The sequence below is a fragment of the Nocardiopsis sp. Huas11 genome, assembly GCF_003634495.1.
Taxonomy (GTDB): domain Bacteria; phylum Actinomycetota; class Actinomycetes; order Streptosporangiales; family Streptosporangiaceae; genus Nocardiopsis.
In genome coordinates this window covers 2,377,037-2,396,589 of record NZ_RBKY01000001.1, presented here as the reverse complement: position 1 = coordinate 2,396,589, position 19,553 = coordinate 2,377,037, and the positions used below count along the sequence as shown (strand labels likewise).

The window sequence follows — 19,553 nt, the reverse complement described above, 5'->3', positions numbered from 1 at the left end:
GCCGCTATTCAGTCTTCGTCGGCTTCCGGGGATTCGATCAGCTGCCGCAGCAGCGCCACGAAGTCCTCTTCGCTCATGCTGGACCAGTCAACATGCTCGCTCATGTTCTGCGGTCTCCCCAGACTGGCGACCAATAAGCCTCTGGTGGCCGAATTGGTGTGAGAAGTCTGGGTTAACCGCTCGTGATGGCAGGTTGTCGGAAGGACGGACGGGAGAGGGGAATGGCTGCTCCGGACCGTCGCCGGCCCGGACGGGAGCCCGCCGCCCGCGGGTCCTGTGGCGGTCGGTGTCCGGTGCGGCCTCCCCTACGCCGCCCGTGCGGAGCGATGGCGGCGGCCGATGAGCGGCCCTCAGCGGCCTCTGTGGAGGCGGCGGGCCCCGCGCGGACGCCGCTCGCGGTCGTGGCCGTCAGACGCGCTGCTGGAGGGCGCTGCGGCACTCGGGGCAGCGGCAGCGCTTGTTGTATCCCGTCACGGTGCCGTGCGGCAGCGCGGGGTCGCGCTGCTCGGTGAGGGTGGCGTCGAGCTGGTCGCCGAAGGGGGTGAGGATCCGCGCCGTGGAGAAGACCTGCTTGGGCCTGATGTCCAGTTCGGCTGCGGCGTCGTCGATGTGCCTCCCCATGCGGAGTTTCGCGATGAGCCGGGACCGGGTGCTCGGAGGCATCTGGGCCTCCGCGTTCGCGATCAGCTGCTCGGTGTCGTCTATGGGGTGGCTCATGGGTTTCCTCTGCGTGTGCGGGTACGCCCGCCGGGGCGGGCACCTCAAGCATCGTACGCGGTTTCTTCCCTCAGGCATCGGGTTGAGACGTAGCCGACAGAACTGGACAAACATCCCCGTCGGCTCCGTGAGCCCCACGGGCGTCCGCACGTGGGCGGTCCGGCTGGGTGACTCTAGTGGCTTGAGTGATCGATGTGGCGACTGTTAAGTCGGTTCTTCGGATGGGGTTGATGTGACTTCGGCCCGGAACTCATCGCGACGCTTCGTGACGGCCCGGGGTTTTGGCGTCCGATCAGGCCGGAGTTCAGGCGCCTTAATGCATCGAATCCACCGCTGTCTTCTAGAAACGCATTGCTAGATGCTAGGCGCCATGTTTCGCTGGAGGTCTACCACCTCACTCCGTGTCATTGGATCCGCGTTATGGCCAGCCCCACGGTTCGTCGTCGCCGACTCTCCGCCGAACTCCGCCGTCGCCGTATGCAGGCCGGCATGACCCTCAGCGACGTCGCCGACGAGCTGGAGTGGTCGCCCGCCAAGCTGGGCCACATCGAGACCGGGATCCGCAAGTGGCCGTCGGTCATGGAGATCTCGGCGCTCCTGCGTCTGTACGGAGTGACCGGAGGGCAGCGTGAGGCGATCCTGACGCTCGTCCGCGAGTCCAGGCTGCGCCCGTGGTGGACGGAGTACGAGGACGTGCTCTCCTCGGCCTACGTCGGCAACGAGGCGGGCGCGGTGGCGGTCCAGTGCTACGCGGGCCTCCTCGTGCCCGACCTCCTCCAGGTGCCCGACTACACGGCCGTGGTCGCCGGGGCCCTGGGGCACGACGAGCGCGGTGTCGAGCGCATGGTGGCGGCCCAGCTGAAGCGCCAGGAGATCTTCGACCAGGGCGGGCTGGCGCGCTACCACGCCATCGTGGAGGAGGACGCCCTCCAGCGGGTCTCCTCCGACCTCGACCTCCTGCGGGCGCAGACCACCCGGTTGGTGGAACTGGCCGCCGGGAGCGACCACGTCACCATCCAGCTGCTGCCGACCTCGGCCGGCCCGCATCCGGGTGCCGCGGGTCCGTTCTCCGTCCTGGAGTTCGACGAGGACGAGGCCGCCCTGGCCTACGTCGACGCGACCCAGGGCGGGGCCATCGTCGAGTCGGAGGAAGCGGTTCGCGAGTGTCGGCGGGTGTGGGACGGACTCGCCCGTGTCGCGGCGTCGCCGCAGGCCAGCGCGGGCATTCTCCGCCGCATGGCCCTGCTGACCTGACCGGGCCCGGCGGAAGTTGGTGTGAATCGGTCCACGGTGGCGGGGAGCCCCCGAGAATGCTTGCTAGTGTGCTAGGTGACAACCTCATAAAGTTCTCTACGGACCCCCGGTCGGGGGCCGTGTCAGTACCAACGAAAGGGTCCAGGCAGTGAAGAAGATCATCATCCTGGCGCTGGTGGCCCTCGGGGCTTTCGCCGTCTACCGCAAGATCCAGGCCGACCGCGCCGAGCTCGACCTGTGGACCGAGGCGACGGCGGTCAGCGAGAGCTGATCGACGCACGCCTGGCCGCCGTCAGGTGGCCGGTCCGTTTCCTCCGGGAGGGCCCTGGGTCCGCCCGTGCGGGACACGAAGACGTGGGTGGGCCGATGAACCCGAGGTGCGACCCACGGCTTTGTGCTGTTCCTGGTTCCTGGAGCGTGGCCTCGCCCGAGTGATCGGGGCAGCCTCGTGAGGAAGGTATGCTCCTCCTAGCGACCAGGGCGATCGCCCGGTCCGGGGGCCATAGCTCAGCTGGCAGAGCGCCGGTTTTGCATACCGGAGGTCAGGGGTTCGACTCCCCTTGGCTCCACTCGCGTTCACGCGGTTCACAGACATGACGACGGCCACCCGGCCATGAGAGCCGGGTGGCCGTCGCCATGTCTGATGCCCGCCGTCGGGGCCCCGTCCACGGCCCCACGCGCCACAGGGTGCTCAGGCGCCCCGAGAGGCGTCGTGCCGGTGCGCTGAGGGGCCGGACCGCACCCGCACCATCGCTCTGTGGCCCTGTGGCCCTGTGGCCCTGTGGCCCTGTGGCCCTGTGGCGCGTGGTCCTGTCCTGACGCGTCCTGTCCGGTGCCCCGCGCGCGGGCTCTCTCGGTCCTCTGGGCGCCGGCCAGAGCCGGACCGCCGATCCCGTCCCCCGGCGCCGGAAACGGCCGTGGCCCGGCCGAGGGAGGCGCACCGCCGAAGTGTGTGTCGCGAAAGAGGGAAAACGGGGCATATGGCCATAAGAATGGCACTCATGGTGCGCGAGCGTGCGAAATATTCTGGGTTACTATTCAGTAGGCCAGAGTTCGTCTCCCTGGGTTGGTTATTGAGTGGCTGGAGTGGTTCGGGTGCGGGTCCGACCGGGTGGTCCGTATAGTCCGTTCGGGTGGGTCTGGTCACGGAGAGTCTGACTAGAGAACCGTGAATAGATTGGGCCAATCGATCATCGGATGTTACATCATTGCAGGTCAATGCCCATGCCGCGGAAAGGTTGGGGTGCGACCTTGCATACTGGTTGCTCGCGGGCGATTCTGGGCCATGCGGTGACTCTCTGTGTGTGTATGATGACACTCCCCCTAAGTGCAATGGTCCTAGTGGGCCATATGAGAAATAGGCCTCTTGGGGTCTGTTGGTGAACTGGGGCGATCCGTAGTTTCGACACCAGCGACAACGAGGAAGACAGCACGCCGAAACGATCGACCCCCAAGGCGAACCGGGCGGCCCCCGCCCGCACTCGCTCACCGGCCTCGTTTCGGTTCGCTTCTCCTCCTCCGCCGACGGTCGTGGCAGTCGGTTCGGTCGGCGGAGACCGATCACCACACATGCTGATCTTGGGAGTGGGGCAACATGTGGAACGAGAAGATGGCGGCGCGCGCCAAATGCCGGGAGATCGACCCTGACGCACTGTTCGTTCAGGGAGCGGCCCAGAACAGGGCCAAGCTGATCTGCCGCGGGTGCCCCGTCCGAACGCAGTGTCTGGCCGAAGCGCTGGACAGCCGAATCGAGTTCGGTGTCTGGGGAGGAATGACCGAACGGGAACGCCGGGCGCTGCTGCGCCGGCGCAAGGACGTCTCCAACTGGTACGAACTGCTCACCAGTGCGGAGCGCAACTACGAGCGCAAGCGCACCGACCAGGAGGCCGTCAGGGCCGCCGGTGTGCCGGCCGCCGCGCAGCGGTAGCCGGACCCTCTCGGGCGAACGCCGCACGGAGCTGGGGAGGCCCGTGCGGGAGCGACCACCGGGTCGGACGGGCCGACGGAGGGGAGCGGCCGCCGACACGGCGGGACGGGGCTGACCGACGTGAGTCGGTCCTCGTCTGCGACGAAGGTCGCAGACGACCTCAGGGGAGGATCAGGGACAGCCCCGATACCCATGGTCGAGCCCATGACGCATCATGGAGGGGAGCACGGTCGTCCTGGACGGTTTCGACCGTCGACCGTGCTTCCTTCGGCGTTGGGAGTGGGAGTGGCTGTAGTGGACGCTCAGTATCCGGTGAGGCGAAAAGAGACCCGGCCCGGTATCCAGCCCCATCTCCGGCTCACCCACGCGGACCGCGACGCCGTCGCGGAAGTCCTCCGCGAGGCGTACAGCCAGGGGCAACTCGACGAGGACGAGTTCGAGGAACGCCTGGACACCGCGATGCGCGCCAAGCTCGGCGCCGAACTGGAGCCGCTCACGGCGGACCTGGGCGTCGCGCCGATGGGCGCGTCCGGCGGGCCCGAGGCGGCGGCCGCCGCCAAGGACAAGCCCGGGCCCAAGGAACCCCTGGAGAGCACGTCCACGGAGCGGGTGCTCGCCGGCGTCGGCCACGCGGGCAACTACTTCTTCCCCGTCCTCGTGCCGCTGCTGATCTTCCTGGTCAGCGACCGCACGTCCCCGTACCTGCGCCGGCAGGCCCTGGAGTCGCTGAACTTCCAGCTCTTCTGCATCATCGGCGGGATCGTGAGCGTGCTCCTGGCCTGGCTGGTGCTGCCGATCGCCGTCCTGCTCTACGTCCTGGTGGGGTGGATGGTCCTGCCCGCGGCCGCGACCATCGCGAGCCTGCTCGGGCACAACTGGCGCTATCCCATGCTCTTCCGGGTGGTCAAGGACGACTGACCCCCGGACCGGGAGACGGAACGGCCCGGGACCATCGGCCATCGCGCCGTTCGGTCCCGGGCCGTTCCCGTGTCGGGGTCAGCGGTCGGCACGCCCGTTCTTCTGGGCGCGGTCCTCGCCCACCGCGGTGCGGACCTTCTCCTTGGCCTTGTCCTTGGTCGCCTTCGTGGCCTCGGAGGCCTTGTCGGCGGTCTCGGAGGCCTTGTCCTCGATGTTCTCGCGGGTCTCCCGCACCTGCTCGCGGGCCTGGTCCAGGTGCTCCTCCCACTCGGCGTCCTGGGAGGCCTGGCGCAGTCGGACGAGCGAGTACACGATCACCCCGCCGACCAGTGCGGCACCCCCGATGATCAGGGAACGGGGGATGCGGCGGCTCCCACGACGGGCGCCGCGCAGTCCGCGACGGGCCGGCGCGGGGTCGACGCGCTGCGCGGCCGAGCTGAGCAGCCCGGACACGCGGGGCGCGACGGTGTCCTCCACACGCAGTGCGGCGGTCTCGAGCCGGGGCGCGGTCCAACCGCGCGCCTGCAGGAGCTTGAGGGCGGCCTGGTCCCGTGCCTGGTCGGCGTACGGGCCGAACCGCTTGGCCTGTTCGTTGGCCAGGTCCTGCAGGCGGGCGAGAGTCGCCTCCGCCTCCTTGCGTGCCTTGCGACGCTTGGCAGTGATAGGCACGTCGTCAGCTCCTTCGATCGTTCACTGGATCCTGCTTTCGCCACCCGGTGGCCGACCTGTAGCGGCCACACGGCGCGGCCTGCAGTCGTCCTTACCCCGTTATCCGGGTGTTATCTCAACTTACGTCCTCTCCGACGGGGTTTGGAGTTTCGACACCGGCTGTGGCCCTTTCGATGCGTCCACGTGCGTCGCATGGACACCATGCGCACCACGCGTCCCTACACTCCCCGCGACGCGACGCGGTCCCGGCGGACGCGCCGCCGACCCGCCGTGCGCCGCGGGGCGGACCGCTTCGTCCACAACCCGCACCGTTCCGACTAACCGCGATGGCCAGACGGGTAACGTGAGCACGTAAGCGAAGTCGATCGAAAGGCACATTGGTGTCCGACTCCAAGGGTCAGCCCACCGCGCGGCTGAACACCAACAAGGGAACCATCGTCGTCAAGCTGTTCGAGGAGGAGGCACCTGAGACGGTCGCCAACTTCATCGGGCTGGCGGACGGTTCGAAGCAGTGGATGGACCCCACCACGGGCAAGCCGTCCAACAGCAGCCTGTACGAGGGCACGATCTTCCACCGCGTGATCGACGGCTTCATGGTCCAGGGCGGCGACCCCCTCGGCACCGGCCGTGGCGGCCCCGGCTACACCTTCGGTGACGAGATCCACCCGAAGCTGCGCTTCGACCGCCCGTTCCTGCTGGCCATGGCCAACGCGGGCCCCGGCACCAACGGGTCGCAGTTCTTCATCACGGTCGACAAGCCCTACTGGCTCGACGGCCGCCACACGATCTTCGGTGAGGTCGTCGAGGGCCAGGACGTCGTGGGCGAGATCGCCACGACCGCCACGGACGCCCAGGACCGTCCCCGCGAGGACGTGGTCATCAACAGCATCGAGATCTCCCGCTAGGGGAGCGGCGGACCGAGCACCAGGAGGCGCAACCCACCCATGACCGCACCCCCACCACCGTCCGGGTCGGCGTCCGAGCCGGGGCCGACGGCCCCTCGGACCTGTTACCGCCACTCCGACCGGGAGACCGGAGTGAGCTGCACCAGGTGCGAACGGCCGATCTGCCCGGACTGCATGGTCGAGGCGTCCGTGGGGTTCCAGTGCCCGGCCTGCGTCGCGCAGGGGAGACGCGGAACGCGGGCGACCCGGACCACCTTCGGCGGCCGGACGGTCACCCGGCCGTACGTGACGTGGACCGTCCTGGCGCTGATGGCCGTGGGGTACCTGGTCCAGATGGGGACGGCGGATCCGGTGGGGGCCGCCTCGGCGTCGCCCCTGGTGCGCCTGTTCGGCATGCTGGGATACGCCTACGACCCGGCGGCCGGCCAGGACATCGGGGTGCTGAGCGGAGAGTGGTACCGGCTGATCACCGCCGCGTTCCTGCACGGCGGGATCTTCCACCTGTTGTTCAACGGGTACGCGACGTACCTGCTCGGCACCCAGCTGGAGCGGTGGCTGGGCCATGGCCGCTTCGTGGCCCTGTGGCTGCTCGGCGCCCTGTCCGGGTCGGCGCTCACGCTGATCGTCGCCTCGTACGGGCTGGAGCTGTCGCCCGTGGGCGGGCTGCCCGAACCGGTGGTGGCACAGTTGTCCGTGCCGCTCAACCAGGTGTCGATCGGTGCGTCCGGTGCGGTCTTCGCCCTGTTCGGGGCGGTGTTCGTCCTCGGCCGCCGGCTCAACCTCGACCTGCGGGCCGTCGGGATCCTGCTGGTGGTCAACCTCGTGCTGACCTTCCTGGTGCCGCGGATCTCCTGGACCGCGCACATCGGCGGACTCATCGCCGGACTGGTCCTCGGCGCGGTCTTCGCCTACGCGGCGGGCTCGGCTGCCCAGGCGTCGCGCCGCACGCTGGTGCACGCGCTCCTCGCGGCGGCCTACGCCGCACTGATCCTGGCCCTGGTGTTCTTCGTGGCGCCGAGCCTGGTCTTCGTCTGACGCGGTTCCGCCGGCGCTCTACGGGCTCGGACGCGGTCGCGGGGGTCTCCCCCGAGGTCGGGTCCGGGCCCGTCGTCGCGGGGGCGCGGAGCGGCGCCTGAGGTCGGTGTGCGGCCCCGCCGGGCGTGGGGGACGGTCGATGGGTCCGGGGCCGCCACGGGCAGCGCCGCGAACCCGGCTCGGTGGACCACCGGGACGTTCGTCGGCTCAGGGGCGGGAGCGTTCGGGGGGCAACACGTCAGGGCCGGGCCGTTCCGGTTCCGGGCACGCCGAACGAAGCCGTCCGCTCCAGGCGGACGGGACCGCCCTGGGAGGCCGTCCAGCGGCCGTCCCGGTCGGTGCGCGCCTGACGTGGCTCAGTGCCAGCGCGTGGACAGCACGACGGCGACGATGATGCCGCTGAAACCGATCAGCAGGTTCCAGTTGTGCCAGTCCTGCATGTACGGGACGTACTGCCCCGCGATGTAGTAGACCGCGATCCAGAGGATGCCCAGGATGAAGAAGCCCAGCATCGTCGGCACGAGCCAGCGCGGGCTTACCTGGGGCTTCTCTTTGGAAGGAGGCGGCGTGTAGACAGCCTTCTTCTTGCGATCGCTGCGGGACTTGGGCACGGTCGCTGCTCCAGAGAGGTGGGGCGGTACGGAACGATTCCACAGTCTACGCCCCGGGGGGCGCGGCCGTCACCGGCGGGACGCCGCGGGCCGCCCTCCCCGAAGGGAGAGCGGCCCGCGCTGGTTCACCGCCGCGAGGTCACCCGCCCGGCGGGAAGAGGCCCCCGTCGTCGTCCTCGCCGTCCCCGGGCGGGGTCTCCTCGTCGGTCGGCGGATCGGGGTCGGTCGGCTCCTCGTCGTCCGTCGGCGGGTCGGGCTGCGCGGGCTCCGTGGCGAGCGTGATCGTCACGGTGGTTCCGGCGTTGACCGACTGGCCGGCCGCGGGCGCCTGGGAGATGACCGTCCCCGCCGCCGCGGTCGCGTCCTCCTGCTCCTGGAAGGCGGCGTTCAGCCCCTCCTGGGACAGGGCCGACTCCGCGTCCTCACGCGTCATCCCGAGCAGGTCGGGGATCTGCACCTGCTCCGGTCCGGAGGAGACGAGCACGGTGATCTCGGCGTCCGGGGCGGCCGAACCGCCCGCACCCGGCTCCGTACCGATCGCGGTGCCCTGGTCGACGTCGTTGCTCGGCCGTTCCTCCGTGGTGACGTTCTCGAAGCCCTCCCCGTTCAACGTCGCGATCGCGTCGGCCTGGCTCTGCCCGGCCACGTCGGGGATCTCGATCGCCCCCGGGCCGCTGGAGACGTACAGGACGATGTCCTCGTCCAGCGGCACCTCGGTGCCCGACTCGGGGTCGGTCTCCACGACCGTCCCCGGTTGCTCGTCGCTCTCGCGGGTCTGCGGGGTGATGTTGGTGAAGCCCGCCTCCTCCAGAGTGGAGCGGGCCTCCTCCTCGGTGCTGCCGGTGACGTCGGGGACCGCCTGCTGCTCCGGCTCGTCGGACAGGCCGTTGGTGATCAGGAAGTACGCCAGGAACAGTGACGCGATCACACCGACGGCGAGCAGGATCCACAGCGCGGCCTTGCCCGCGCCGCCCTTCTTGCGGTCGTCGTCGTAGTCGTCGTAACCGTCGTCGTAGTCGTCATATCCGTCCGCGGGCGGCAGCGTGGTCGTCGCGCCCGCCGCGGCCATGGCCATGGTGCCCGCCTGGGTGGGCATCCCCGCCAGGCCGCGCTGGATGTCGGCGCGCATCTCCGCGGCGTTCTGGTAGCGCTCCTCGCGGTCCTTGGTCAGGGCCCGCAGGGTGATGTCCTCCAGCCAGTCGGGGACCTGCGGGTCCACCTCGGTGGGCGGGACCGGCTCCTCCCGCACGTGCTGGTAGGCGATCGAGACGGGGGAGTCGCCGGTGAAGGGCGGCTGGCTGGTCAGCAGCTCGTAGAGCACGCAGCCCGTGGAGTAGATGTCACTGCGCGGGTCCACCCGCTCTCCGCGCGCCTGCTCCGGAGACAGGTACTGCGCGGTGCCGATGACCTGCGACGCCTGCGTCATCGTCGCCTGGTCGTCGCCCATGGAACGGGCGATGCCGAAGTCCATGACCTTCACTTCGGCGTTGCGGGTCAGCATCACGTTCGCGGGCTTGATGTCGCGGTGGACGATCCCGTTGTCGTGGCTGTACTCCAGCGCGTTGAGGATGCCGTCGACCAGTTCCGCCGAGCGCTCGGGCACCAGGCGGCGGTCGTCGTCCAGGAGCTCCTTGAGCGTCCGCCCCTCGACGTACTCCATGACGATGTAGGGGATGGACACCCCGTCGACCGTGTCCTCGCCGGTGTCGTAGACGGCGATGATCGCGGGGTGGTTCAGGGACGCCGCTGACTGGGCCTCCCGACGGAACCGGGCCTGGAACACGTGGTCCCTGGCCAGGTCGTGCCTGAGGGTCTTGATCGCGACGAGACGGTCGAGTCGCAGGTCGCGGGCGCGGAAAACCTCAGCCATGCCGCCGCGCCCGATCACCGTGTCGAGTTCGTAGCGGCCGCCGAGGAGCCGGGGCTGGGACATGTCGTGTACTGATCCTCGTGTCTTCCGGAGGCCGCTCGAGAGCGGCCCCCTACCTTGAGCGGCGCGCGCTCACGGCCTCGTCACTATCCGGTCTATCCGCTGCCTTCCCCGCCGCCGCCATTGCCGCCCGGGTCAGGAATCGGCGGGTCCCCGCCATCCCCGTCGTCCCCGTCGTCCTCACCGTCGCCAGGCGGGTCCGGCGTGGTCGTGCCGTCGTCGCCGTCGCCGGTGCCGTCTTCACCGTCGGGTTCGGGGGAATCCGTGCTCGGATCGCTCGGCTCGGGAGACTCGGGCACCACGGTCTCCGCCGGCTGGTCGTTCCAGTTGGGTGTGTGGTCGTACTCGGGCTCCACGTAGCCGTCGTTCGTGTCCTCCACCTCCTCGCTGGGGGTGTCGGACGGCGTCGACTCCTCCGTCGCCGGGGTGTCGACGGTGTCGCGAGCCGTGTCGGCGTCCGTGTTGCGATCCCACATGAACCCGGCGAGCACCGCGCCGGCGATGACGACCGTCGCGGCGACCGCGGCGACGAGGACGGGCAGCCCGACGCGCCGACCGGACGTCGGGCCCAGCCTAGCGGAGTCGTCCGCCCGGCCTGGGGATACGGCCGGCTGACCGGCGGTTCGACGCGGCGTCGCCCCCGTGGAGGGACCGGGCACGGCGCTCACCACGGCGGTCGCGGCCATCGGGGAGAACCCCGCGGACGGCGTGGGCGGGCCGGTGCCGGCGTCGGACCGGATCACGGCGGCCATGTGCGCGACCTCGCTCGCGGACGAGGGCCGCTCCTGCGGATCCTTCACCAGGAGGGCGGCCACGAGGTCGTCGACCTCCGCGGGCACGTGGTCGGGCAGTTCCGGCGGTTCGTCGCGGGTGTGCGCGAGCGCCAGGGCGACGGGGCTGTCCCCGGTGAACGGCGGGGTGCCGGCCAGGCACTCGTAGGCCACCACACCGAGCGCGTACAGGTCCGAGGCACTGCTCGCGGGCCGCCCGAGGGCCTGCTCGGGCGAGATGTACTGCGCGGTGCCCATGACCATGCCGGTCTGGGTGAGGGTGACCGACATGTCGCCCCTGGCGATGCCGAAGTCGGTCAGCTTGAGCTGTCCGTCGCCCGTCACCAGGAGGTTGCCGGGCTTGATGTCGCGGTGCACCACGCCGCGGGCGTGCGCCGCCGCGAGCGCCTGGGCGGCCTGGCACAGGAAGTCCAGCGTCTGGTCGGGGGTGAGCCGGCCGTGGTCGCGCAGGACCTGCGAGAGCGGTTCGCCCACGACCAGTTCCATGATCAGGAACGCCCGGCCGTCCTCCTCGCCGTAGTCGTAGACCTGGGCGATGCCGGGGTGGGAGAGGCCTGCCGTGATCCGGCCCTCGGTACGGAACCGCTGTCGCGCGGTGGGCTCCGCCATCTGGGACAGGTGCAGCAGTTTGACCGCCACGGGGCGGTTGAGCAGGGTGTCGGTGGCCTTCCACACCGTGCCCATGCCGCCGGAGCCGATCTGCTCCTCCAGGCGGTAGCGATCGCTCAGAACGGTCCCGATGAGTTCATCGGGACCGTTCCGGGGGGTCGGTTCGTCGGCGCTCACTACAGAACCACTGCCTCCATCATCTGACGCGCGATCGGCGCGGCCAGCTCGCCACCGCTGCCGCCACCGAACTCGATCACGACCGCCACGGCGATCTCGGGGTCGTCAGCGGGGGCGAAGCCGATGAACCAGTTGTGGGTCCGGTCGGTGCCGTTCTCGGCGGTGCCGGTCTTGCCCGCCACCTCCACGCCGTCGATGGCACCGTTGAGGCCGGAGCCCTCGGGCGGGGTGGTGACCAGCACCATCATGTCGGTGAGCATGTCCGCCGTGCTGGGCTCGACGGCCTGGCTGTAGCTCTCCGGGCTGGTCTGCGTGACCACGGACATGTCCGCGTCGCGCACGGTGTCCACGAGGTAGGGGCGCATGACCTCGCCCCTGTTGGCGATCCCGGACGCGACCATCGCCATCTGCAGCGGCGTGGCCTCCACGTTGGACTGGCCGATGCCCGCGCGGCCGAGGATGTTGCGGTCGTCCTCGACGGGGGCGTTGCTCGGCTCGACCTCCAGCGGGACCTCCAGCGGCTCCTGGTTGAACCCGAAGGCGGTGGCCTGGTCCGTCAGGGCCTGGCCGCCGACGTCGATCGCCCAGTTGGCGAAGGAGGTGTTGCAGGAGATCTGGATGGAGTGCGCCAGGGTGTCGTCGTCGCCACCGTTGCAGCTGCCCATGGCGTTGGGCAGGTTGTGGCCCAGTTCCAGCTGGTCGGGCGCCTCCTGCGTGCTGTCCGGGGTGGCGTCGAGCGTTTCGATCGCGGCCGCCGCGGTCACGACCTTGAACGTCGAACCCGGAGCGTAGCGCTCCTTGAAGGCGCGGTTGAGCAGCGGCTGGTCCTCTTCCAGCTCCATCGCGGTGAAGTTGTCGATGGCGTCCTGCGGGTCGGAGATGCTCACGACGTCGTTGGCGTCGTAGGACGGGTAGGAGACCGATCCGAGGATGGCGCCGGTGTCGGGTTGGATCGCGACCGCCGCGCCGTTCATCCCCAGGTTCTCGAAGCCGTTGTAGCCGGCCTGTTGCACTTCCGGGTCGATCGTCAGCTGCACGCGGGCGCCCTCGGGCTCGCGGCCGGTGATGATGTCGCGGAAGTTGCGCACGGCCAGCCGGTCGTCGCTGCCGTCCAGCAGGGCGTTCTCGGTGGACTCGATGCCGGACGCGCCGTAGCTGCGGAAGGAGCCCACGACCGGGGCGTACAGCCCGCCGCCCTCGTAGCGGCGCTGGAACACCGGCTGGCCGTCGTCCTCGTCGGAGATGTCCTCGGAGTAGGCGACGCTCTCGCCCGCGATCTCGATGGGTCCGCGCTGCTCGCTGAGCCGTTCGCTGAACTGGCGGCGGTTCAGCGGGTCGTCGCGGATCGCCTCGGCCTGGAACCCCTGGATCCAGGTCAGGTTCAGCATCATGGCGCCGAACAGGATCATGGAGAAGACGCTCAGGCGTCGGATCGGTGTGTTCATCGTCGGATCACCTGGGTGGCCCCCTCGTCCTGGATCGCCTGCGGGGCCGGGCGCCGGGCGTTGTCGCTCATGCGCAGCAGCAGTCCGATCATCAGCCAGCTCGCCATCAGCGCGGAACCGCCCGCGGCGAGGAAGGGTGTCGTCATACCGGTCAGGGGGATGATGCGCGTCAGGCCGCCCAGGACCACGAAGATCTGGAAGCACATGACGAAGGACAGCCCGCTCGCCAGCATCTTGACGAAGAGCTCGCGGGAGGCCAGGGCGATCCGCATGCCGCGCTCGATGAGGATGAAGAACACGATCAGCACGGCCAGGAGGCCGGTCAGGCCGAGTTCCTCGGCCAGCGAGGCGAGGATGAAGTCGCTGTCGGCCGCGAAGATGTGGTGCGCCTGGCCGCCGCCGATGCCGGTGCCGAACAGGGCGCCGTAGGCCATGCCGATCTGCCCCTGGACGAGCTGGGCGCTGCCGCCGACGCGGTCGTAGACCTCGGCGTCGTAGGCGTTGAACCAGATGTCCACGCGTTGCCGGAAGTGCCAGAAGAGCTGCATGGCCAGCGCCGCGGCGCCGATGAAGACCGTGAGTCCGATCGTCACCCACGACGACTTCTGGGTCGCCACGTAGAGCATGCCCAGGAAGGTGCCGAAGAGCAGGAGCGAGGTACCGAGGTCCTTGGTGATGACCAGCAGCCCGATCGCCACGACCCAGCCGACCACCATCGGCATGAAGTCACGGGCGCGCGGCAGGTCCAGGAGCTTGAAGCGGCCGATCTTGATCTGCTTGCCCGCCAGCGACAGCACCTGGCGCTTGGTCACCAGGTACGACGACAGGAAGACGACCAGGGCGATCTTGGCGAACTCCGACGGCTGCACCGAGAAGGGGCCGAAGCCGATCCAGCGGCGGGCGCCGTAGACGCTGATGCCCAGGCCCGGGATCATCGGCAGGGCGATGAGCACGATCGCGACCAGTGCGCTGATGTAGGTGTAGCGCTGCAGGACGCGCGGCTCGCGCAGGAAGAACAGCAGGGCGATGCACATCGCCATGCCGATCGCGCTCCAGATGAGCTGCATGCCGACGCCGGCGTGCTCGACGTTGCCGGAGTCGGCGGCGTCGAGCCGCCAGATCATCGCCACGCCGATGCCGTTGAGGAACAGGGCGCAGGGCAGGATCAGCGGGTCGGCGTAGGGCGCGATGAACCGCAGGGCGAGGTGGGTGGCCAGGGACAGCACGGCGAAGGTGAGGCCGTAGCCCCACATGGCGCCGGGGACCTGGCCGTTGAGGTTGAGGCCCGCGGTCGCGATCGCGCCCATCGTGATGAGGACGGTGAGGCCGATGAGGACGAGCTCGGCGTTGCGCCGCTTGATCGGCGGCAGCGCGGTCGAGACGTCTTCGGGGGCCTCCGTGGCGTTGGCGCTCATGCGGTCACCCCGATTCCTCGGTGTCCCCGGGCTGGTTCGCACGCAGGTCCTCGATACGCGTGTCGGCCGCCGCGGGGCTGTCGACGGGGATGGTGTTCTCCACCGCGGAGAGGTCGCCCTCGGTGAGCGAGTCGAGGCGGATGTCGGTGCGGTCGATCTCCTCGGAGAGGCTGATGCCCGCGATGTCGGTGTCGATGCCCTGGTAGACGCTCACGGTCTCGCCGTCGGAGGACGGTCCGATGTAGTACTGGCTCTCCACGTACTGGCGGCCGAAGTAGTAGCCGCCCCCGGCCACTGCGGCGACGATGACGACGAAGACCAGCACCATCGGCCACCAGCGGCGCGTGCGGTACTCCGTCTCGGGCTCCGGACCGCGCCGGGCGGCCGGGGCGGGCTCGTAGTCCTCGTAGGCCGGGTCGTACTGGGGGTCGTAGGGCGCTCCCGCGTAGGCCGGCTCGGGCGCGTCGTCGCGGATGGGGTCCATCTCGGCGGTGTCGCCGCCCACGCGCAGCTCCTGGGCGCGTCTGGCGGGCGTGTCCGGCTCCGGCTCGACGGTGGCGGCGCGCTGGTCGGCGGCGCCCACCACCTGCGCGGTGGAGGTGGGCCCCTCGCGGTCGGTGTCGGTCTCGATGACGTCGGCGACGACCGCGGTGATGTTGTCGGGCCCGCCGCCGCGGTTGGCCAGGTCGATGAGCTTCTTGGCCGCGGCCCGCGGGTCGGTCTCGGTGGCCAGGGTCTCGTGGATGGTCTTCTTGCTGACCACGCCGGACAGGCCGTCCGAGCAGAGCATGTAGCGGTCGCCGACCTTGGCCTCGCTGATGGAGATGTCGGGGTCGACCGGGCTCTTGCCGTCCAGGGCGCGCAGGATGAGCGAGCGCTGGGGGTGGGTGGCGACCTCTTCCTCGGTGATCTTGCCCTCGTCGACGAGGGTCTGCACCAGGGTGTGGTCGTGGGTGATCTGCTCGAAGCGCGATCCGCGCATCAGGTAGGCGCGCGAGTCGCCGATGTGGATCAGCGCGACCCGGGGACCGGACCAGAGCATCGCGGTGAGGGTGGTCCCCATGTTCTCCAGCTGGGGCTCCTCCATGATCCGCCTGGAGAGCGAGCCGTTGGCCTGCTCGACGGCGCGCTGGAGGGCCTCGGCCATCTCGTCGGCGGGGTGGTCCTCCGCGTCGAGACGGCTGATCGAGGCGATCGCGATGGAGCTGGCCACCTCGCCGCCGGCGTAACCGCCCATGCCGTCGGCCACCGCGAGGAGGTGCTGGCCGGCGTAACCGGAGTCTTCGTTGCCTTCGCGGAGGCATCCTACGTCGGAGTACGCCGCGTATCGGAGAGCGATTGTCATTTGCGCAGTTCCAGGACGGTTTTGCCGATACGGATGGGCTGACCCACCGTGATGGGCTGGGGGCGGTTCAGCTTCTGCTGGCCGAGGTAGGTGCCGTTCGTGGAGTTGAGGTCCTCCACGAACCAGCGGCCGTTGTCGGCGTAGACGCGCGCGTGGCGGCCCGACGCGTAGTCGTCCGTGATGACCAGGGTGGAGTCGGGCGCGCGCCCGATGAGGATGGGTTGGGAGGCGAGGTCGACCGTGGCCCCGGTGAGCGGTCCCTGGGTGACCGCCAGGACGGAGGGCTCGTTGCGTCGCTGGCGCTGGGGTCGCGGCTTCGGAGGCTCGGAGGAGGCGGCCCTGCTGGGTGGGGCGGTACGCGGCCGCTGGCGGGGCTTCTTCTTCTTGGCCTTCTTCTTGGCGCCGAAGAGGTCCGTGCTGATAACGCCGACCGCCATGAGGACGAACAGCCAAAGCACCGCGAGGTACGCGATCTTGATCAGTATGAGGGTCAAGTTGGACATCGAACTGCTCTTCAGCCCCTGTCGTGCTTCGGCCGGGGTGGCGGTCGCTGCCGCCACCATGTCTGCCCCACCTTCGGTCGGTGAGTCGTCGAGTCTGCCGGGGCCGCGCCACCAGGGTCGCGGTCCTCGTACCAGATCGTCAGGTCTTCGCGGAGACTACCGTCCCGACCGGATATCCGACAGCAGACTCCTATTCCACCCGTCTCGGAACTATCGACCGTTCAGACGCCGACAAGACGGCGTTGGTTGCAGTCCTGTCGGGCCTGATCGGCGAAATATGCCGGGTGTGCACTAGTCGCGGCGGAACGTCATGGTCGTACGGCCGAGGCTGATCCTGGTGCCGTCGACGAGTCGTGCCTGCCTGACCTGCTGGCCGTTGACGAAGGTGCCGTTCGTGGACCCCTTGTCCACGAGGATGGCCTCGTCGCCGTCCAGTCGGATCTCCACGTGGTGTCGCGAGACACCGTTGTCCACCAGCCGCAGGTCGCAGTCGGTGCCGCGGCCCATGAGGGTGACCGGCGTGGTCAGCTCGAAGGACTGCTGCATGCCGTGGCTGGCGATGCTGCCCTCGGCGGTGGCCCCGCCGGGGGAGATCAGCAGCCGGGGCCGGCCGGCCTGGCGTGGTCCGCTCGAGGCGCCGGGGTCGCCGACGGGCTGGCGCACCTCGCCGTCCTGGACCATGGTGCCGCGCACGACGCCGGACCGGATGCGAAAGCGCCCGGTCTTGAGGCCCTCGTCGGACCTGAAGTGCACGCGGACCGGACCGACGAAGGAGTAACCCTGTTCGGTCGCGTAGTCGCGGGCCAGTTTGGACAGCTCCTGGCCGAGGCTGTCGGCGTAGACCTCCAGGCGCTCCTTGTCACTGGCCGCGAGCTCGACGATGAAGTCGTTCGGGACGAGCGTGCGGCCCTGGGCGACGATCGCGGCTCGTTCGTCCATCTCACGCTGGACGGCGCTGGCCACCTCGACCGGTTGGAGCTCGGACTTGAAGGCCATCGCGAAGGTGCCTTCGATCATGCCCTCAAGCCTGCGCTCGAAGCGTTGGAGCACTCCCACGAGGTACCTCCCTTGTACTCCACTCCATATGTGTAGACGATCGTAACCGGGTCAGGGTGTCCCTGGTTTCAGGAGCACCCCCGGGAAGCCCCCTGGAGAGCCCGGTTCGAGGCGGGCCGAAACGCGTGTGCGAGCCGCCTTGAGACCGTGCTAGCCTTATCCATGTCGCCAGGCGAACAGCCCAAACCAGGGCCGATCACCTGGCCATACAACTGGATTCAGTTCACCCGGGCGGGTGGCGGAACGGTAGACGCGCACGGTTCAGGTCCGTGTGTCCGAAAGGATGTGAGGGTTCAAATCCCTCCTCGCCCACAAGATACCCGGTGATGATCGTGAAGCGATCGTCACCGGGTTTTTGCTTGTCCGGGACCTCTGGTTTCCGGACGGTCCGATCGCGCGGACCGGGGCCGGTTCCGGTCACCTGCGCGGTCCGGTCCTCCCGGGCGTGTGGTGCGAGGGCTCCGGGCGGAGCCCCCGCACCGGGGTCAGACCGTCGGACGCGCACCGTCGAGGTCCCAGACCCGTAGGTGCCCGCACATGCCGTGGCGGTCCCGCGAGCCGCCGTCCGCGGTGTAGACGGCCGACTCGGCCAGGTGTCCTCCGTCACCCCGGCCCAGGGCCTCCAGGTGCCCCGTGGTGGCCTCGGCCTGCCGGGCCGCGCCGCGTTCCACGTGGTGGTGCCATCCGGCCGCCTTGTCGCGGACCAGCGCGACCGCGGAGGTGTACAACTCCCCGAGCGCGGCCGGACCTTCGCGCCGTACTCGTGCGCGCAGCTCCAGATAGCCCTCGACGGCGAGGTCCCGGCGGGCTCGGGCGGCCTCCTCCGCCGGTCCGGGACCCTCCGGGAGCGCGGTGGCCCGGCGGTAGGCGTCGGGGTCGGCCAGGACCTCCCTCGGGTAGGTGAGCACGGCGTCGCCCGACTCGGGCAGCCCCGCGTTCTGCATCACCACCAGGAGTTCGAGGTCGCCGCCGTCGTTGACCAGCCGGTGCACCGTCCCGGGCGTGAACCACAGCAGGCTGCCCGGGCGCAGTTCGGTGCGCCCGAACCCGGTGCCGCTGAGGGTCTCCAGGGAGCCGGACCCGCTCAGGACGACGTAGCCCTCCGCGGAGGCGGTGTGCAGGTGGGGGGATCCGCCCGACCGCCCGTCGGCGGCCGGCCAGTCGTACACCCGCAGCCGGGAGACGGCGGTACCGCCGGGGAAGCCGGGGACCAGTGGTGCGCTCACTCCGCCACCCGCACGGGGTCGTCGGCCGCGCGGCCCAGTTCGCCCAGGCCGAGGTCGGCGAGGGCGCCGCAGCCGTCCTGGTCGTGAGCGCCGTCGGCCACCACGACCGCGTACCGGTAGGTGAGGGTGGCGCCCGGGTCGGCCCGGACCACCTCGTCGAAGAACGGCGCCGGGCACACGCACGCGAAGATGCCGCTGCGGACGAACCACCGCACCGGGTGGCCCGGGTTGTCGGGGGCGTCGACGAACACCAGGCTGGAGGAGCGGTCCGTGCCGTCGTGGCGCCCGACGAAGCCCATCCAGGGCGAGCGGGTGCCCATCATGTCGTCGTCGCCCTCGGAGCCCTCGGCGTGGACCCGGCCGCCGCTGAAGGAACGCGGGCCGCGCCAGAACAGGCCCCCGTACCCCGCGTTGGGCCGTCCCTCGGTGGTGGGGCTGCCGATCGGCACCGCGGTGCCGGTGCGGTTGGTGAACGACGTCTCGAAGACGAGCGTCCACGCGCCGCGCTCGGGCGCCGCGGTGACCCGCAGGCGCCGCCGCTCGGTGAACCAGGTGTCCCCCTGTCGGGTGACCCATGCCAGGCGTTCGGCGACCGAGATCAGGTCGGGCGCGGACTCGACGCCGTCGAAGGCGCGGTGGACGGTGGACCCGTCGTTGTCGAGCTGCTGGTAGCCCTGGCCGCGCAGGTAGGTGGGGCCGCCCCAGAAGTTGGCCGTGCCCACGTTGGGCAGCGACCAGGCGATGCCCTTGTGCCACACATGGTCGTGGGGGCGGTAGAGGCTGACGGTGTCCCCGCCGAGGGTCCGGATGGGATGGAAGTAGGGGCGCGGTGACTCCACCTGGGCGTCCCAGGGCCGGTACACGTAGCGCACGAGGTCCTCGCCGTCGTGGGTCAGCCGCAGCGCGCGGCCCTGCTCGTGGACCAGCCCCAGGCCGCTCACGGGCGGTTCCCCGTCGTTCGGGGACGGGGCCGGCCGCGGGATGGCCGTGGTGTCGTCGGGCATGTGCCTCACCTTTCGT

18 protein-coding genes and 2 tRNA genes are annotated in these 19,553 nt (G+C 69.9%); 8 read left to right on the top strand and 12 right to left on the bottom strand.

Translation table 11 applies throughout. From position 1 onward, the window contains the following. Positions 1-408 precede the first annotated feature (408 nt). Positions 409-717, bottom strand: a complete 309-nt coding sequence (locus DFP74_RS10685; protein ID WP_121181550.1) for a hypothetical protein — start codon at positions 715-717, stop codon at positions 409-411. Between the two features lie 489 nt (positions 718-1,206). Between DFP74_RS10685 and DFP74_RS10680 the strand changes: the two genes are divergently transcribed. The 5 genes from DFP74_RS10680 (at position 1,207) to DFP74_RS10665 (ending at position 4,816) form a co-directional block, all read left to right on the top strand. Then, complete coding sequence (locus tag DFP74_RS10680) at positions 1,207-1,971, top strand: helix-turn-helix transcriptional regulator (RefSeq protein ID WP_233570909.1); 765 nt, start codon at positions 1,207-1,209, stop codon at positions 1,969-1,971. A 148-nt stretch (positions 1,972-2,119) separates the two neighbouring features. Then, a complete protein-coding gene (locus DFP74_RS34290; protein WP_231640829.1) occupies positions 2,120-2,242 on the top strand; it encodes a DLW-39 family protein in 123 nt (40 codons plus the stop codon). A 225-nt stretch (positions 2,243-2,467) separates the two neighbouring features. Further along, a tRNA-Ala gene (locus DFP74_RS10675) sits at positions 2,468-2,540 on the top strand. Between the two features lie 1,025 nt (positions 2,541-3,565). Continuing rightward, the gene (locus tag DFP74_RS35020) at positions 3,566-3,898 is read left to right on the top strand and encodes a WhiB family transcriptional regulator (protein ID WP_121181548.1); all 333 of its coding nucleotides are present in this window, start codon (positions 3,566-3,568) and stop codon (positions 3,896-3,898) included. A 312-nt stretch (positions 3,899-4,210) separates the two neighbouring features. Next, positions 4,211-4,816: a DUF1707 and DUF4870 domain-containing protein gene (locus DFP74_RS10665; RefSeq protein WP_233570908.1), complete on the top strand. Its 606-nt coding sequence runs from the start codon at positions 4,211-4,213 to the stop codon at positions 4,814-4,816. Between the two features lie 78 nt (positions 4,817-4,894). Here the strand turns inward: DFP74_RS10665 and DFP74_RS10660 are convergent, their stop codons facing one another. After that, positions 4,895-5,485, bottom strand: a complete 591-nt coding sequence (locus DFP74_RS10660; protein WP_121181547.1) for a hypothetical protein — start codon at positions 5,483-5,485, stop codon at positions 4,895-4,897. A 380-nt stretch (positions 5,486-5,865) separates the two neighbouring features. On the opposite strand from DFP74_RS10660, the gene DFP74_RS10655 reads away from it, so the two are divergent. Together DFP74_RS10655 and DFP74_RS10650 are read left to right on the top strand one after the other, a co-directional pair. Beyond that, positions 5,866-6,390: a peptidylprolyl isomerase gene (locus tag DFP74_RS10655; protein ID WP_121188172.1), complete on the top strand. Its 525-nt coding sequence runs from the start codon at positions 5,866-5,868 to the stop codon at positions 6,388-6,390. Between the two features lie 132 nt (positions 6,391-6,522). After that, positions 6,523-7,425 (top strand): rhomboid family intramembrane serine protease, encoded by a 903-nt coding sequence (locus DFP74_RS10650; RefSeq protein ID WP_370013364.1) that lies wholly within the window; start codon positions 6,523-6,525, stop codon positions 7,423-7,425. Positions 7,426-7,781: 356 nt separating this feature from the next. Here the strand turns inward: DFP74_RS10650 and DFP74_RS10645 are convergent, their stop codons facing one another. From DFP74_RS10645 to DFP74_RS10610, 8 genes are all read right to left on the bottom strand, one after another. Further along, complete coding sequence (locus DFP74_RS10645; RefSeq protein ID WP_121181545.1) at positions 7,782-8,036, bottom strand: cell division protein CrgA; 255 nt, start codon at positions 8,034-8,036, stop codon at positions 7,782-7,784. A gap of 139 nt (positions 8,037-8,175) precedes the next feature. Next, positions 8,176-9,969 carry a Stk1 family PASTA domain-containing Ser/Thr kinase gene (gene pknB / locus DFP74_RS10640; protein WP_121181544.1) on the bottom strand — a complete coding sequence of 598 codons (1,794 nt, stop codon included), beginning with the start codon at positions 9,967-9,969 and terminating at the stop codon, positions 8,176-8,178. A gap of 92 nt (positions 9,970-10,061) precedes the next feature. Next, a complete protein-coding gene (locus DFP74_RS10635; protein ID WP_121181543.1) occupies positions 10,062-11,543 on the bottom strand; it encodes a serine/threonine-protein kinase in 1,482 nt (493 codons plus the stop codon). After that, positions 11,543-12,988, bottom strand: coding sequence for a penicillin-binding protein 2 (locus DFP74_RS10630; protein WP_121181542.1), 1,446 nt, complete (start codon positions 12,986-12,988; stop codon positions 11,543-11,545). The genes DFP74_RS10635 and DFP74_RS10630 overlap by 1 nt, the downstream gene beginning before the upstream one ends. After that, the gene (locus DFP74_RS10625) at positions 12,985-14,403 is read right to left on the bottom strand and encodes an FtsW/RodA/SpoVE family cell cycle protein (RefSeq protein WP_121181541.1); all 1,419 of its coding nucleotides are present in this window, start codon (positions 14,401-14,403) and stop codon (positions 12,985-12,987) included. The genes DFP74_RS10630 and DFP74_RS10625 overlap by 4 nt, the downstream gene beginning before the upstream one ends. A gap of 4 nt (positions 14,404-14,407) precedes the next feature. Then, positions 14,408-15,748 carry a Stp1/IreP family PP2C-type Ser/Thr phosphatase gene (locus tag DFP74_RS10620; RefSeq protein WP_121181540.1) on the bottom strand — a complete coding sequence of 447 codons (1,341 nt, stop codon included), beginning with the start codon at positions 15,746-15,748 and terminating at the stop codon, positions 14,408-14,410. Continuing rightward, entirely contained in the window at positions 15,745-16,311 is a 567-nt protein-coding gene (locus DFP74_RS10615) for an FHA domain-containing protein (protein WP_121181539.1), read from the bottom strand. Before DFP74_RS10615 ends, DFP74_RS10620 begins: the two co-directional genes overlap by 4 nt. 231 nt (positions 16,312-16,542) lie before the next feature. Beyond that, positions 16,543-17,301, bottom strand: a complete 759-nt coding sequence (locus tag DFP74_RS10610) for a DUF3662 and FHA domain-containing protein (protein WP_121181538.1) — start codon at positions 17,299-17,301, stop codon at positions 16,543-16,545. A gap of 235 nt (positions 17,302-17,536) precedes the next feature. Between DFP74_RS10610 and DFP74_RS10605 the strand changes: the two genes are divergently transcribed. Beyond that, positions 17,537-17,619, top strand: a tRNA-Leu gene (locus tag DFP74_RS10605). A gap of 173 nt (positions 17,620-17,792) precedes the next feature. Here the strand turns inward: DFP74_RS10605 and DFP74_RS10600 are convergent. Then, complete coding sequence (locus DFP74_RS10600; protein WP_121181537.1) at positions 17,793-18,533, bottom strand: cupin domain-containing protein; 741 nt, start codon at positions 18,531-18,533, stop codon at positions 17,793-17,795. Further along, positions 18,530-19,537, bottom strand: coding sequence for a PmoA family protein (locus DFP74_RS10595; protein WP_121181536.1), 1,008 nt, complete (start codon positions 19,535-19,537; stop codon positions 18,530-18,532). Before DFP74_RS10595 ends, DFP74_RS10600 begins: the two co-directional genes overlap by 4 nt. Positions 19,538-19,553: the final 16 nt, after the last annotated feature.

Coding starts and splice junctions, on each gene's coding strand:
- DFP74_RS10630 (WP_121181542.1), bottom strand. CDS start 12,988: ATGAACACACCGATCCGACGCCTGAGCGTCTTCTCCATGATCCTGTTC.
- DFP74_RS10680 (WP_233570909.1), top strand. CDS start 1,207: ATGACCCTCAGCGACGTCGCCGACGAGCTGGAGTGGTCGCCCGCCAAG.
- DFP74_RS10685 (WP_121181550.1), bottom strand. CDS start 717: ATGAGCCACCCCATAGACGACACCGAGCAGCTGATCGCGAACGCGGAG.
- DFP74_RS10625 (WP_121181541.1), bottom strand. CDS start 14,403: ATGAGCGCCAACGCCACGGAGGCCCCCGAAGACGTCTCGACCGCGCTG.
- DFP74_RS10620 (WP_121181540.1), bottom strand. CDS start 15,748: ATGACAATCGCTCTCCGATACGCGGCGTACTCCGACGTAGGATGCCTC.
- DFP74_RS35020 (WP_121181548.1), top strand. CDS start 3,566: ATGTGGAACGAGAAGATGGCGGCGCGCGCCAAATGCCGGGAGATCGAC.
- pknB (WP_121181544.1), bottom strand. CDS start 9,969: ATGTCCCAGCCCCGGCTCCTCGGCGGCCGCTACGAACTCGACACGGTG.
- DFP74_RS10615 (WP_121181539.1), bottom strand. CDS start 16,311: ATGGTGGCGGCAGCGACCGCCACCCCGGCCGAAGCACGACAGGGGCTG.
- DFP74_RS10595 (WP_121181536.1), bottom strand. CDS start 19,537: ATGCCCGACGACACCACGGCCATCCCGCGGCCGGCCCCGTCCCCGAAC.